Genomic DNA, 15,133 nt, shown 5'->3' on the forward strand with positions numbered 1-15,133 from the left:
ACTGTCCCTAAATGGGCCGCTCAGGGACACCGGCGGCCTAGCTGACTCCCGCGGCGGCTTGCGGCGTAGCCGTCGTCTCCTCTCGTAAGGGCGACGATCTAACTGCAGGAACGCAGACCTCCGGGTGCCTTGCGCGCTTCTAGCCCCTCGACGACCTAGGTTTGCAGTGACGGTCAGGACGAGCAGGAGGAGCGGCTGGTGCGGGGCGCAGGCACACGGCTTCAACGGCAGGCAGTGCTGCCCCCGGACGCAGGAGGCCCTACCCCAGGACAGACGCTCTCTTGCCGGTCAGCGCCGGTCGAGATAGTGCTCCCCGAGGCCAGGGCCCTCGCTATCGCGAGCAAGGTCAGCGAGGGTCGTCCTGCAGGAGCCGGACCCGCAGTGAAGGCGCTACGGACGACGCATGTGCCGACGCTGATCGTGGAGGAGCAAGTCGTGAAGTCCCGGCAACGCGTCAAGGTCTACGGCGAGGTCTTCACGCAGCGGCAGATGGTCAACACGATGCTCGAGTTGGTCCACGAGGAGCTGGAGACGGGCCCCGACTTCGTCGACAAGACCTTCCTTGAGCCTGCGGCGGGCGACGGCAACTTCCTCGTCGCGATCCTGGGCCGCAAGCTCCGAGCGATCGAGAAGCGGTGTGGGCCGGAGTCCTGGCTCGACGAGTCGCTGTTCGCCCTGGCCTCGATCTACGGGATCGAGCTGCTGGAGGACAACCATCGGGACGCCAAGGCGGCGATGTTCGCCGAGTTCCTGCGGTTCCATTCCAGCCACGGCGTTGCTTGCGGTTCGGGCACCAGGGCCGGGCGGGCCGCCGCCTTCCTGATCGACACGAACATCGTCTGCGGCGACACCCTCAAGGGTCTGGACTCGCACGGCGAGGAGATCCAGTTCTCCTGGTGGCACAGGATCGCGGACATGCCCGGCATGGTCCAGCGGGAGCCCTTCGCACTCGCGTCGCTGCGCGGCGACGGCATGCTCGACTTCACCGACTACGGAACGTACGCGGTGAGCCGGATCGACCGTGTCCACGAGAAGGCCAAGGCCAGTGGCTAGCCCGAAGATCAGGACCTTCCGCGAGGTGGTGCCCCTCATCTACTCGTGGAGGACTCCTGACGTCCCCAAGTACTCGGGCTGGGAGAAGATCGGCTACACCGAGCAGGACAGCGCCGACGCCCGCATCGCCCAGCAGGCGAGCCAGATGTCGGTCGAGAAGCAGAAGGTCTGGTCTCGCCGTGCCTTGTTCACCACCGAGGCCGGAGGGCGGTTCACAGACACGGACTTCCACGCCTTCCTGAAGCAGCAGGGCGTGGTCCGAGAGACCGCTCCCAAGCGGACCGAATGGCACCGCTTCGCCGGCGCTCCTCGGACGTCGCTCGACTACTTGAACGACTTCGCAGGGCAGGACTTCGGCGACCTCCAGGCCGGCGGCGAAGACGACTACGTCCTCAGGCCGGAGCAGCGTGCCGCCGTGGACCAGGCCGTCGCGGCCTTCTCCGCAGGATCGGCGGAGGCACTGTGGAACGCGAAGCCCAGGTTCGGCAAGACGCTCACGGCCTACCACCTCATGCGGGAACTGGACGTCAAGACGGTCCTCATCGTCACCAACCGCCCCGCCATCGCGAACAGCTGGTACGACGACTTCACGCGCTTCATCGGCCACCAGACGACCTTCAAGTTCGTCTCCGAGTCCCCCTCGCTCGACGACCGTTCGCCCATGTCCCGCGAGCAGTGGCGCCATTTCTGCGCCGACCGTGCGGACGCCCGCGTCGTCGAGTTCGTCTCCCTCCAGGACCTCAAGGGGTCGCAGTACTTCGGCGGGTACTACCCCAAGCTCAAGCACATCGCCGACCTCCATTGGGACCTCCTCGTCGTCGACGAGGCCCACGAAGGCGTCGACACGACCAAGACCGACATCGCGTTCGACCAGATCAAGCGCAGCCGGACCCTGCACCTGTCGGGCACGCCGTTCAAGGCGCTCGCGTCAGGAAGGTTCGCCTCCGGCGAGATCTTCAACTGGACGTACGAGGACGAGCAGACCGCCCGCCGTGAGTGGGTTGGCGACGGCCAAGACAACCCCTACGCCGCACTGCCGACGCTCAATCTGCTGACCTACCAGCTCTCCCGCATGATCACCGACCGCCTGGACGAAGGGGTGGCGATCGAGGGGGACGAAGCGAACGTGGACTACACGTTCGACCTCAACGAGTTCTTCAGCACCAAGGACAACGGCTACTTCGAGTACGAAGCCGACGTCATCAAGTTCCTCGACCGCCTCGCGACGAACGAGAAGTACCCGTTCTCGACCCCAGAGCTCCGGGACGAGGTCCGGCACTCCTTCTGGCTGCTCAACCGCGTCGCCTCAGCGAGGGCGCTGGAGCGCCTCCTCAAGGCGCACGAGGTCTTCAAGGACTACACCGTCGTCCTGGCCGCAGGCGACGGGCGCTCCGACGAGTCCGACCCTGCTGCCATCGGAAAGTCGTTGGGCAGGGTGCGGAAGGCCATTGCCGACGCCGAGGCCGTCGGCGGAAAGACCATCACCCTGTCCGTGGGCCAGCTCACGACAGGCGTCACGGTCCCGGAGTGGACAGCGGTGATCATGCTGTCCAACCTCACGTCGCCGGCCCAGTACATGCAGGCCGCCTTCCGCGCGCAGAACGCCTGCACCTTCGAGCGCGGCGGAACGGTCTTCCAGAAGCAGAACGCCTACATCTTCGACTTCGCGCCCGAACGAACTCTGACGATGTTCGACGCCTTCGCCAACAACCTCAGCCCGAACCCCTCGGGAGACCCCGGGGTGCGGCAGGAGAACATCCGCAGGCTGCTGAACTTCTTCCCGGTCCTCGGTGAGGACTCCGAGGGGCGGATGATCGAACTTGATGCGGGGCAGGTGCTCGCGTTCCCGCAGGTCTTCAAGGCCCGTGAGGTCGTTCGCCGCGGCTTCCTGTCGAACCTTCTGTTCGCCAACGTCGCCGGCATCTTCCGCTACTCGGAGCACCTCAAGGAGATCCTTGAGAAGCTGCCCGCCGCGAAGGGGAACCGGGCCACCGCCGGGCAGACGATCGACCTGCCCGAGCCACCGCCCACGACCGACCGAGACGGCAACGTGCTGGTCGACGTGGAGACCGTCATCAACCCCAAGGTGGCAGAGTTCGGCAAGCCCGTCTGGCGCATCGAGGACATCCCAACAGCTGACTTCGACGCCCCGGCGACCAAACTGGCGGCGGACATCGCCAAAGTCGTGACCGAGCACGCTCGGGAGAAGCGCGACGAGCTCAAGGACGCGTACGGACTGACCGCCGGGCAGGTCGAACGGGACGAGAGGCGCACCGAACAGGCAGTGAAGGCGAAGGTCGAGCGTGCGCTTGCCGAGCAGGCCATCGCGAAGAAGCACCTGGCTGACGAACTAGCCGAGGCCGCGACCGAGGCCGAGGCGGCGGCCGTCGCGGCCAAGCGGGAAGAGCAGAAGCAGGCTTTCCAGAAGGACATCATCGCCATCGTCACCGCAACGATGGACGAAGTCGTCCCTGAGGTGGTCACGCGCGAAGAGACGAAGAAGGAGCAGAAGCTCGCGAACCAGACGATGGACGACTGCCGCTCCCACCTCCGCGGCTTCGCGCGGACCATCCCGATGTTCCTCATGGCGTACGGCGATCGAGGCATGCGCCTCGCCAACTTCGACGACTACACGCCCGACGACGTCTTCCAGGAGATCACCGGTATCTCGGAGGAAGAGTTCCGCCTCCTCCGCGACGGACAGGACGTCGTCGAGGAAAACGGAACGACGACCAGGATCCCCGGCCTCTTCGACGAGGCGGTCTTCGACCAGTCCGTCCAGGAGTTCCTGGACAAGAAGGAAGCGCTCGCCGACTACTTCGACGAGGAGCAGGTCGAGGACATCTTCGCGTACATCCCGCAGCAGAAGACCTCCCTTGTCTTCACGCCGCAGGCCGTCGTGAAGATGATGGTCGACTCGCTTGAGGCCGAGAACCCAGGCATCTTCAGTGACCCGGACAAGAAGTTCGCTGACCTGTTCTCCACCGCTGGCCTGTTCCTGATGGAGCTTGTGCGGCGGCTGGACACCGGCCTGGCCGCCAAGTTCCCGGACCAGGACGTGCGGCTACGGCACATTCTGACTTCACAGATCTTCGAGATGAGCCACAACGAGATCCTCCACGACATCACCATTGAAGCGGTCTCCGGTGGCAACGCCGAACGCAGGCAATGGGTGAAGGAGTCTGGGCACTTCCGAGTCGGCAACCTCGCGCGGATGAGCCCAGCGGACCGGCAGAAGATGATCGGCGACATGCTGAGCGGAGATCGCTGACATGAGCAAGAAGTTCGACGTCGTCATCGGCAACCCGCCGTACCAGGAAGAGGCCCAGGGCGGGGGCACACGCGACACCCCGATCTATCACCTGTTCATGGATGCCGCGTACGAGGTCGGCAGCAAGGTCGTGCTCATCACGCCCGCGCGCTTCTTGTTCAACGCAGGCTTCACGCCCAAGGCGTGGAACGAGAAGATGTTGGCCGACGAGCATCTGAGCGTCGCTCACTATGAGCCTGACTCAAATCGTCTGTTCCCAGGGCTCTCGGACCCCATCAAGGCCGGCATCGCTGTTACGTACCGCGATTCGGAGCGCAAGCTCGGCCCCATCGGGTTCTTCACCGGACATCCCGAGCTCAACGCGATCCTGCACAAGGTCCAGGAGTCGGGATCCGCCTTCATCGACACCCTCGGCATCACGAGCTCACGCTCATACCGCTACACAGCCAAGCTGTACGAGGACCACCAACAGGCACTTGCCCTGCGCCCTGAGGGCAACCAGGCCCTGGTCAACACCAACGCTTTCGAGATGTTCTCGTTCCTCTTCCACGCGGAGAAGCCCAGCGATGGCAACGAGTACGTGCAGCTCCTCGGAGTGATTAGGAACAGGCGCGCGGCCCGCTGGATCCGCAGCGACTACATCACCGGCCCCGCCAGCTTCGACAGGTACAAGGTCTCGGTCCCAGCTGCGAACGGGTCGGGCTCGACAACTGACTTCTTCGGCGTCGCGTTGAACAACCCCACGGTCGTTGGGCCAGGTGTCGGGGTCACGCAGACCTTCATCACCATCGGCTCGTTCGACGCCGAAGCCGAGGCGCAGGCGTGCATGAAGTACCTCAAGTCCAAGTTCGCGAGAACGATGCTCGGCGTCCTGAAGGTCACCCAGCACAACCCGCGAAGCACCTGGAAGTTCGTTCCGGCGCAGGACTTCACCAAGTCCTCGGACATCGACTGGTCGAAGTCGATCGCCGAGATCGACCAGCAGCTGTACGCCAAATACGGCCTTGACTCCGAGGAGATCGCCTTCATCGAGGCCAAGGTCACGCCGCAGGAGTGAAGGCGAACAGGCAGCCTGCTGCGGCTTCGGCTCCCGGTAGAGCCCACACGTTCGAACCAGCCCGGGCAGCAGTGGCCGGAGGTCTGCGAGATCACGCTTCGCGTGTTCGCTGACAATGTGGCGGACCACTACCACCGCCGCAGGCGCCAAGACGCCCTCGGCCGCATGACCCCCATCGAGTTCGAGACACTGACCCAGGCCGCTCACGCGGCCTGACCGCCCCTACCGAACAGAGGCAACTGAAGTCCGGGCAGTCCCCATCGCTTGCCTACCGGCCGGTCGGGGTGGGCGGAAGTCCCATGTGGAGACAACGTGCGCCAACGCTCACTTCTGGGGCGAGAAACTGACTCTCTACGCACATGGTTTCGGAAGCGCGTGTCCCATAGGCCGCCTTCAGAGACACCGCGCCCGTCATGCCGCACTCGCCACCACGCCTGATTCCGCGGTGTCTCATCGCGCGCGAACTGGCCGCCTCCCGAAGCTGGAGAACTGCAAGATCACGAGCCGACACACGTCTTGCATTTCGGCGGGCTGCTCGCCGGCAGTCTGCGGGCGAGGGGCAGAGGAAGGCGCCACCCCCGGTGGTGGCCTGCGGTCCGTGAGCGAAGTCTTGGTCGTCGCGCACAGAGATCCGTGTCAACTCCCCGACTCGGACAACGTCGAGGCCCTGGCCGGCGCTTCCGGGCCCCGGGGGCTACTGGAGAAGTACGGCAGTCCTAGTGGAGACCGCCTTCCTACGGTCCGCAGGCGTGATGACGCTGCACAAGCTGACCGCCGGGGACGGTTACACCTATCTCACGCGACAGGTGGCGGCGTTCGATGCCACGGAGCGGGGTCACGTCGGGCTGGGCGACTACTACTCGCAGCGCGGCGAGTCCCCGGGGAGGTGGGCTGGCAATGGCCTGCCCGGGCTCAGCGGAGTCATCGCCGGCCAGTTCGTCGGCGAAGACCAGATGAAGTCGCTCTTCGGTGAGGGTCGACATCCCGACGCCGACCGGCTCGAGCAGGACGCCTTGGCCGGCGGACGGACGCCGGCGGAAGCACATGCCGCAGGATCTCTCGGGCGAGCCTTCTTCGTCTTCAGTGCTCGAGCCGACGGCTTCCGGGCGCGGTGCGCCCAGGGGTACGCCGCCTTCAACGCTGCCCGCGGACAGCCCGCCACTACCCCGGTTCCGCACGATGACCGCGCGCAGATCCGCAGCGACCTGGCCCGGACCATGTTCACCGAGGCCTACGGCCGCGCTTGGCGCGATGCACGTGAGTTGTCGGGGTTCATCGCCCGAGTCTCGCGGCCGGCGACGACAGCGGTGGCCGGCTACGACCTGACCTTCTCCCCGGTCAAGTCGGTCTCGGCGTTGTGGGCGTTGGCGCCGCGGGAGGTGGCCGAGCAGATCGAGGCCGCCCATGCCACCGCGGTCGCCGACGCCCTGGCCTGGCTGGAGGACAGCGCCTGCTTCACCCGGCTCGGCACCGACGGGGTGCGGCAAGTCGAGACCACCGGGCTGATCGCCGCGGTGTTCACGCACCGCGACTCCCGCGCCGGTGACCCGGACCTGCACAGCCACGTGGCCGTGAGCAACAAGGTGCAGACCCGCGACGGGCGCTGGCGGGCGCTGGACGGGCGGGTGCTGCACAAGGCCGCTGTCGCCGCCTCCGAGCGCTACGACACCCGGCTGCAGGCGCACCTGGTCACCCGCCTGGGGATTCGATTCACCGACCGTCCCGGCATCACAACGGGCCGGCGGACGGTGCGGGAGATCGTCGGCATGGACCAACGCCTGCTGAGCGCGTGGTCGTCGCGGCGTCGGGACATCGACGCCCGGCGAGGCGTGTTGGCGGGCGAGTTCCAGCGCCACCACGGCCGGGCGCCCACGGCGGTGGAAGCGATCGGGCTGGCACAGCAGGCGACCCTGGAAACGCGCGGCCCCAAGCACGAGCCACGCTCTATCGGTGAGCAGCGGGCAACCTGGCGCCGAGAAGCCCTCGCCATCCTCGGCAGCCCGAATCGCGTCGACCGGATGCTGGGCCGGGTGCTGGGCGCGCGAGGGTCCCCGCGCCCGGGGGTAACCGAGGCCTGGGTCCAGTCGGCCGCCTCCCGGGTGCTGGACACCATCTCGGCTGGGCGGGCTACCTGGCAGATGTGGCACGTGTGCGCCGAGGTGGAGCGGGTAGTGCGGGCCGCCGCCCTGCCTCCCGCTGAGGTGGACGTCGCGGTCACCCGGGTCACCGAGGAGGCGCTGTCCCCCGGCCTGTCCGTTCCCCTCGGTGAACGCGACCCGGTGGTCGAGCCGCCGGAGCTGCGCCGCTCGGACGGGGCCAGCGTCTATACCGTCGCCGGATCCCGGCTCTACACCAGCCGGGCGGTGCTTGACGCCGAGGCGCTGCTGCTGGCGGCCGCGGGGCGCGGTGAGGGACGCCGCGCCGATCCGGCCACGGTGGAGCTGGCGCTGCTTGAGTCGACGGCCAACGGCGCGGAGCTCAATCCCGGCCAGGCGCAGCTGGTCCGTGAGCTGGCCTGCAGCGGTGCCCGAATGCAGCTGGCCCTCGCCCCGGCCGGCGCTGGTAAGACGACCGCGCTGGCCACCCTGGCCCGCACCTGGACCGCCGACGGCGGGACGGTGCTCGGGTTAGCGCCCTCCGCCGTGGCCACCGCCGGGCTGCGGGCTTGTCTTGGTGCACCTTGCGAGACGCTTACCAAGCTCGTCTGGTGCCTCGAGGCCGGACAAGCACCCGACTGGGTGGCCGGCATCGGGCCGACGACGCTGGTGGTCCTCGACGAAGCCGGCATGGCCGGCACTGTCGAGCTGGCCCGCGCGGCCGAGTACGTCTTGGGGCGGGGCGGATCGGTGCGCCTGGTCGGCGATCACCAGCAGCTGACCTCGGTTGCCGCCGGCGGCCTGCTGGCCGAGATCGCCGCCACCCATGGCGCGGTCACCCTCACCCAGTTGGTGCGCTTCGATGACCCGGCGGAGGCCGCGGCGACCGTCGCCGTCCGGGAGGGCGACACCCTCGGGCTGGGCTTCTATCTCGACTCCGGCCGGGTCCACGTCGGGGACCGGTCCACCTGCGCCGAGCAGGCCTACGCCGCCTGGGCCGCCGACCGCGACCGCGGTGTGGACGCGCTGCTGCTGGCCGCGACCCGGGAGCTGGTCGCGCAGCTGAACCAGCGGGCGCGGGCTGACCGGCTGACCCGCGCCGCCTCCTCGCCGGGTGCGGAGGTCGAGCTGGCAGACGGCACCCGGGTCGGCGCTGGGGACCCCATCATCACCCGCACCAACAACCGGCATTTGCCGATCACTGCCACCGAGTGGGTGAAGAACGGTGACCGGTTCGCCGTCCGGGCCGTCGGCGGCGACGGCTCCCTCGACGTCGTGCACACGGACACCGGACGGCGGATCAGCCTGCCGGCGGGCTACGTCGCCGAGCACGTGCAGCTCGGCTACGCGACTACGGTGCACGGCGCCCAGGGCGTCACCGCCGAGGTCTGCCACACCGTTCTCGGCGGCACCGAGTCCCGGCAGCTGCTCTATGTGGCGCTGTCCCGGGGGCGCGCCGCGAACCACCTATACCTGGCCACCATCGGCGACGGTGATCCGCACAGCATCGTCACCCCCGCCGCCGTGTCCCCGCCCACGGCCACCGACCTGCTGGTCGGCATGCTCGCCCGCGACGGCGCCCAGACCTCCGCGGCCGGCGCCCGCCGGGCACTGGCTGACCCGGCCGAGCTGCTGCACGAGGCCGCCACCCGGTACGCCGACGCGCTACACGTCGCCGCCGACCACCGCCTGGGTGCCGTGACTGCAGAAGAACTGGAGAACGCCGCCGAGCGCCTGCACGCCGGGTTGACCGCCGCGCCGGCGTGGCCGACGCTGCGCGGACACCTGGCGCTGCTCGCACTCAAAGGCTGCGACCCTGCCGCCGTACTGAGGACGACGGTCGAAGCGCGGGAACTGGAGACGGCGACCGACCCCGCTGCCGTCCTCGATCACCGGCTGCCCGTGTCGGGTCCGGCAGGTCCGCTGCGGTGGCTATCCGGGATACCGGCGGCACTGGTCGACGATCCGCGTTGGGGGCCCTATCTGACCGCCCGCGCCAATCACGTCATCGCCTGCGCGGCACGGGTCGGAGAGAACAGCGCCGGCATGACCGCGGCCACCGCGCCCACCTGGGCGAGACCGCTGCTGGGCCCGGATCACGGGTCGCTGCGTGCGGACCTCGCCGTCTGGCGCGCCGCGCTCAGTGTTCCCGACAGCGACCGGCGCCCCACCGGACCGCCCCGGCGGCAGGCTGCGGAACGCCAATCTCAGACACGCCTGGACGAGGCCGTAACCGCTACCGGCCCCACCCGGGACAGCTCCGTGTGGTCCGCCCTCGCCGACGGCATCGCCCCCCGCATCCGCCGCGACGAGCACTGGCCGGCACTCCGCGACCGGCTGGCCGCCGCCGACCGTGCCGGTCTAGATGCCGCCGGCATGCTCGCCGCCGTTGCTGCACAACGTCCCCTGCCCGACGACCTGCCCGCCGCGGCCCTGTGGTGGCGGATGGCACCCCACGTCGCCCCGGCCAGCGTTCCCGCTGGGCCGGGCACGGCCGGACCGCGCCCCGACTGGTGCACCACCCTGCTGGACCTGCTCCCAGACCAGCAGGCCCAAGGTGTGCTGGCCGACCCGGCGTGGCCGGCGCTGGTCACCGCGGTCACCACCGGCACCCGCAACGGATGGCGTCCCGCCGACCTGCTCACCGCCGCACTCACCGGCCTGCCGCCCGCAGTGACCGACGACGCGGTTGGGCTGGCCGAGGCGCTGGTCTTCCAGATCGCCGCCCTCACCGACCCGGCCCCCGTGCACGACCCCGAACCCCTGCCGGCCGATCTGCAGCCCCCCGACGATGCGCATCTACTGCCGCCCGTGCACGCACCCAAGACCGCCACCACTGACCCGGCGGACGGGCTGCCCTGCGACGAGGACGCGCCATTCGACCCCAACTACGACACCCCTCCGCCGGCGTGGCCGCCGCGGTATCGCACGCCGGACCCCTTCACCGTCACCGGCGGGGTCGATGTCGCCGACGACGCCGACTACCTCCTCGAGCAACACTTCTGGGCCACCGCCATCGTTGGCCGCGACCGGCTCATCGAGCTCAACGCCCAGGCCGCCGCCTTCTCCAGCGACCACTACCGCCACTCCTGGGCAGCGGGCTACCTGCACGACCGGCTGGGCACCGACCTCACCGCCGATCCCCGGTTCACCGCGGGCTACGCCCCCGCCGGCTGGACCGCGCTCGTCGACCACCTGCGCGGCCTCGGCGCCAGCGACCAAGAGCTGCTCGCCGCAGGCCTCGCCCTCCGCGCTCGCACCGGAGCGCTGATCGATCGGTTTCGCGACCGGCTCACCTTCCCCATCTTTAGCCGCGACGGCGTCATCGTCGGCTTCGTCGCCCGCCGCAACCCCACCGCACCCGACGACGGACGCGCCGGACCCAAGTACCTCAACACCCCGGGCACCGACCTGTACCGCAAGGGCGAGCACCTGTTCGGGCTCCATGAGAGCCGAGCTGCGCTGGCCGCGGGAGCCACCCCGGCTCTCGTCGAGGGACCGCTGGACGCCATCGCCCTCACTCTGGCCGGTGGCGAACAGACCGTCGGCGTCGCCGCCCTCGGGACCGCCCTGACCGACCGACAAGCAGACCTCCTCGGCCCCTACATACGCCTCCACGGCCCCGGCATTCTCGTGGCCACCGACGACGACACCGCCGGACAGCAGGCCGCAGAGCGCATCTTCTGGCAGCTCTCCACCCGTGGGGACGACCCGCGCCGACTCGCCCTGTTCGACGGGCTCGATCCCGCCGACCTCTTCCACCGCGAGGGGGCCACCGCGCTACGGAGGGCCATCGACGCCTCGAGCAGCCTCGCCGACAACCTTCTCGACGCCCGCCTTACCGCCGCGCTCTCCGACAGGAGCCCCGCAGCTCTCCGCGCAGCACTGCACGACGTCAGCGCCACCATCGTCGCCCTGCCACCCAGCCGGTGGCTGGCACACATCGACCGGGTCACCGAGGCTCTCGGCGTGCCGCCTGGCACCGTCCACAAGGCCGTGCTCGACACCGAACCGATCACCTCGGCGCCTCGCAGGACCCCGACTGGTCCACACCGGGCGCACCGCTCAACGCCCCCATACGCGGATCCTCAGCGGCCGGGTCAGACGGGACGGCCGTCCCACAGCACGCCACCTGAGCTGCACCAACCCCGGTAGAGGTTCGGCTTCCGGGACGCGTTCACTCCCGGCAGCCGGGAGGACGCGCCACGGTCTGGGTCCCATCACTGTCGGGTGACAGTCCTGCGCCGCATGCCGCTTGTCCAGCGCTCGGTCATACCTCCCTGACAAGATGCGCTCATGAACCGAGTCGCCCGGCTGGTGGACCGCCCGGTGTACTCGATGGCCCAGGTCGATCGCATCCTCGGTCTTCATGGCGGGACAGCCCGCCGGTGGATCGACGGCTACAACCGCGGAGCCAAGTCGTATCCGCCGGTCATCAGGCAGGAGCGGACCAACGAGGACACCGCCACGTGGGGCGAGTTTGTAGAGACTCGGTTGCTCGCGGAGTTCCGTGACGCCGGGGTGCCGATGATCCGGATGCGGCCAGCGGTGGAACGCCTGCGCCGAGAGCTCGAAACGCCGTATCCGCTGGCCTCAGCGCGGACCTGGCTGTACGCGGAGGGTCAGGAACTGGTCCGAGCGGTGCAAGACGAGGTCGGCCTCGACAGCGCGTTGCAGCTCGTCGTGGTGAGGAGCAACCAGCGTCTTCTCTGGTCTCAGCATGCCGAGTCGTTCCGGGGGTCGCTCGAGTGGACAGACGGCGATGTTCCTGAGCCCCGACTACTGCATCCCATGCCGGACATCGCTGAGGTACAGGTCGATCCGCTTCGCGGCTACGGGGAGCCAGTTGTTCGCAACGTCCCTACTGAGGTCATCGCAGAGCTGATCCGTGCGGGAGAAACGCCTGACTCTGTGGCAGACATGTACGAGCTGAATCGCTCGCTCGTCGACGCCGCGGTCCGGTACGAGCTGAAGCGCGCGGCCGCCTGACGTCTCGTGGTGGCCGATCGCGAACGTCTGCGCTTCTACGTGGACGAGAGCGCGCTCGGGCTCGGCAAGGCTCTCACCGCCGCGCGCTTTGACACCGTTCATGTCGGCCATCCACTGATCCCCGAATGCCCATACGGCACGCTGGACCCCGACTGGATGCCAGCTGTGGCGGCGCGAGGCCTCATCGCCATTGGCCGGGACAGGCGAATGCGTACCCGGCCGGCCGAAGTGCACTTGATCCGGGAGTCGGGCCTGCGTGTCTTCCGGATCGGCGGCAAGCGGGATGAAACGACGTGGGGTTGGCTGACGTGGATGGTTCGCCGGTGGGACGACATCGAGGAGATCGTTGACACCAGGGGCCCAGGGCCATGGTGGTACGTCATCACCGAACGGTCAGTAAGGGAGTTGCCTTTGGCTTGAGAAGCCCCCGCCGAATGGGGGCAACCGTCATGTCGGTACCCGGCTGCATAGTCAGGGCACCCCGAGTAAGTACGGAGTACCGATGCCGGATCGCTTGTGGCTCGACGTGCCGTACGCCGAGAAGGACGCTGCCAAGGCAGCCGGTGCCCGATGGGATCCCGACGTTCGCCGCTGGTATGCGCCTCAGGTGGCACTGCTCCCGAAGCTCGCGCGCTGGGAATCACGGATACCCGAGCTCTTGCCCGGGGAGGACCGCAGCTTCGGCCAAGGTCTGTTTGTCGACCTGGTGCCGTCGACTTGCTGGTTCACCAACGTCCGCAGTTGCGTCGACGAAGGCCAGTGGGACGCGCTCCGGTCCATGGTCTACCGCCGGGCCGGGCACCGCTGCGAGGCCTGCGGCGCTCCACGCGGCACTGACCGTCAGCGACTGGAAGCCCACGAGCGCTGGCAGTACGACGAGAGCACCTACACGCAGACGCTGCGGCGCCTGATCGCCCTGTGTTGGTCCTGCCATCGGGCGACGCATTTTGGCTTCGCCGAGGTCACCGGCACCTCCGCCGAAGCGACCGCCCACCTTCGGGCGGTCAACGGCTGGTCACCCGGCGAAGCTGACGCCCACATCGACCGCGCCTTCGCACTCTGGGAGAAGCGGTCGACCCATGAGTGGCGGCTCGACCTGGGCATCCTCACGAACGCCGGCATCAGGGTGGTCGAGCCCCCCGATCCCGGGCGTCGGACTGAGGAGAGCGCGACGCGCCTGGCAATCAAGATGCCGCTCCTGCCCACGTCGATACAGGGGGAACACGGCAGCCATACCGCCGCGGAGTACCGATGCGACGACGAAGGCCCCTCCGCACCCGAACCGCCCCGCAGAAAGCTGTGGGCGCGTATTCGCGGAGCTCTCACTAGTCAGTAGCGGCCAGGGCCGCCTGCGCCCGGCGCCGGGGTGTTGATCCCTTGCGCACAGCGGGCTCGTGCGACTGCCTTGGCCACGTCGTCGGCGTGGCTGAGCAGTCGCTCGCCCGGGCCGGGCGCTCGAGCGCGCTGCGCGTAGAGCCCGGCGAGGTGGCGCTGGCTCGTAGGTGCGGCGGGTGCAGCACGGTTCACGGCGTCGGCCAGGCTGCTCGACAGCGCGGTGGCCGAGGCGACCGCGCGACCGAGGCGGTCAAGGTCGGCGCCGCGGGCCTGTACGCGGCGGCCGGCGATGACGTCCCGCACCCGGTCGTCGGGCATGTTGTCCATGCGGGGCAGGTCGCGGGCGGCGGCGTAGAGCTGACCGGTGCGTGACCAACGGTCGACGGCCGCGGCGAGTCGGTCGGCGAGGACGGGAAGCTGGTTGGTCACCTGCTGGACCGTGCGGGTCAGGCGAGGGAGGTCGCCCCGGTCGCGGAGCGCGCCGCGGTCGGCGTTGGACCCGAGGTCGTTGCGCAGCGTGTCGGCGAGGGCGCGTGCCCAAGGAACGACGCCGTGGGGGTCAGTGGGCCCGACTCGGTGGCCGTCGTCGAAGGTCATGCTGATTCGGCCCGTGAGTTCCCATGCGACGGCTGCCAGCAGGGGCCGCATGCCTTCGTCGCCCGAGGCGGCAGCTAGCACGGACGAGGCGCAGTCGCTGGTGATCTCGGCGGCGGCCACAGCGGCGCGAAAGTCGCGCAAGGTCAGGCCTTCGCTGCGCAGGGATCGGTCGACCGCCGCGGTCAGCGCCGCTGCGGCATCGACTGCGGTCAGCCTCTCGCCGGCTCGTGGCAGGCCGGACACCGGCACCAGGCGATCGAGGACGGCCGCGCCGTTGGCCGTCGGCGGGTCGGCCTGGGCGTCGCGCTCGACGGCTGCGGCCAGCCTCCGGACGACGGCCAGCTCGGCGACCGCAGCCTGCGGCAGCAGCCGGTGCGCCAGCCGGGCGCAGTGGTCGGCAGCTTCGGCAAGTTCGACGGTGACCGCCCACCGGTGGCCGCGACCCATGCTGGCGCGGTCGCGGCCGATCACGTCGGCGGCGGCGCCGGCCAGGTCGGTCAGCGGTCCTCCGGTGCGCGGCCAGAGCCGGCCCACCGTCGTGCAGGCAGCGGTCATCTGGGCGGCGGTCTGCTGCCGACGGCTGACGCCAGCAGTGAGCCCGTCCTGGGTCATGCCAGCGATGGCGCGGCCGAGGTGGGCCATCGCTCCGGTGACGTCCTCGATCGCCGCGACGCTGGTCGGCGCCGCGGTGCGTTCGGCGAGCGCGTCGAGCAGCTGCTGCAGGCTGGTGGCCAT

8 protein-coding genes are annotated in these 15,133 nt (G+C 69.2%); 7 read left to right on the forward strand and 1 reads right to left on the reverse strand.

The features are described from left to right. The first annotated feature begins 435 nt into the window (after nt 1–435). The 7 genes from E9549_RS04630 (at nt 436) to E9549_RS04660 (ending at nt 13,802) form a co-directional block, all read left to right on the forward strand. Complete coding sequence (locus tag E9549_RS04630; protein ID WP_135095139.1) at nt 436–1,053, forward strand: methylase; 618 nt, start codon at nt 436–438, stop codon at nt 1,051–1,053. Next, on the forward strand, nt 1,046–4,324 hold the full coding sequence (locus E9549_RS04635; protein ID WP_135095140.1) for a DEAD/DEAH box helicase: 3,279 nt from the start codon (nt 1,046–1,048) through the stop codon (nt 4,322–4,324). Before E9549_RS04630 ends, E9549_RS04635 begins: the two co-directional genes overlap by 8 nt. A 1-nt stretch (nt 4,325) precedes the next feature. Further along, nucleotides 4,326–5,381, forward strand: coding sequence for an Eco57I restriction-modification methylase domain-containing protein (locus E9549_RS04640; protein ID WP_135095141.1), 1,056 nt, complete (start codon nt 4,326–4,328; stop codon nt 5,379–5,381). A 752-nt stretch (nt 5,382–6,133) separates the two neighbouring features. Then, the gene (mobF, locus tag E9549_RS04645) at nt 6,134–11,632 is read left to right on the forward strand and encodes a MobF family relaxase (protein WP_236825407.1); all 5,499 of its coding nucleotides are present in this window, start codon (nt 6,134–6,136) and stop codon (nt 11,630–11,632) included. Nucleotides 11,633–11,773: 141 nt separating this feature from the next. After that, nucleotides 11,774–12,466 carry a DUF433 domain-containing protein gene (locus E9549_RS04650; protein ID WP_097197045.1) on the forward strand — a complete coding sequence of 231 codons (693 nt, stop codon included), beginning with the start codon at nt 11,774–11,776 and terminating at the stop codon, nt 12,464–12,466. 9 nt (nt 12,467–12,475) lie between these two features. After that, nucleotides 12,476–12,886 (forward strand): hypothetical protein, encoded by a 411-nt coding sequence (locus tag E9549_RS04655; protein ID WP_097197044.1) that lies wholly within the window; start codon nt 12,476–12,478, stop codon nt 12,884–12,886. Between the two features lie 82 nt (nt 12,887–12,968). Further along, complete coding sequence (locus E9549_RS04660; RefSeq protein WP_097197043.1) at nt 12,969–13,802, forward strand: DUF5710 domain-containing protein; 834 nt, start codon at nt 12,969–12,971, stop codon at nt 13,800–13,802. Here E9549_RS04660 and E9549_RS04665 read toward each other — a convergent pair. Then, nucleotides 13,796–15,133, reverse strand: coding sequence for a hypothetical protein (locus E9549_RS04665; RefSeq protein WP_097197042.1), 1,338 nt, complete (start codon nt 15,131–15,133; stop codon nt 13,796–13,798). The two genes, E9549_RS04660 and E9549_RS04665, sit on opposite strands and share 7 nt — an antisense overlap.

The sequence above is a fragment of the Blastococcus sp. MG754426 genome, from assembly GCF_021699055.1.
Taxonomy (GTDB): Bacteria; Actinomycetota; Actinomycetes; order Mycobacteriales; family Geodermatophilaceae; genus Blastococcus.

Coding starts and splice junctions, on each gene's coding strand:
- mobF (WP_236825407.1), top strand. CDS start 6,134: ATGACGCTGCACAAGCTGACCGCCGGGGACGGTTACACCTATCTCACG.
- E9549_RS04660 (WP_097197043.1), top strand. CDS start 12,969: ATGCCGGATCGCTTGTGGCTCGACGTGCCGTACGCCGAGAAGGACGCT.
- E9549_RS04665 (WP_097197042.1), bottom strand. CDS start 15,133: ATGGCCACCAGCCTGCAGCAGCTGCTCGACGCGCTCGCCGAACGCACC.
- E9549_RS04640 (WP_135095141.1), top strand. CDS start 4,326: ATGAGCAAGAAGTTCGACGTCGTCATCGGCAACCCGCCGTACCAGGAA.
- E9549_RS04650 (WP_097197045.1), top strand. CDS start 11,774: ATGAACCGAGTCGCCCGGCTGGTGGACCGCCCGGTGTACTCGATGGCC.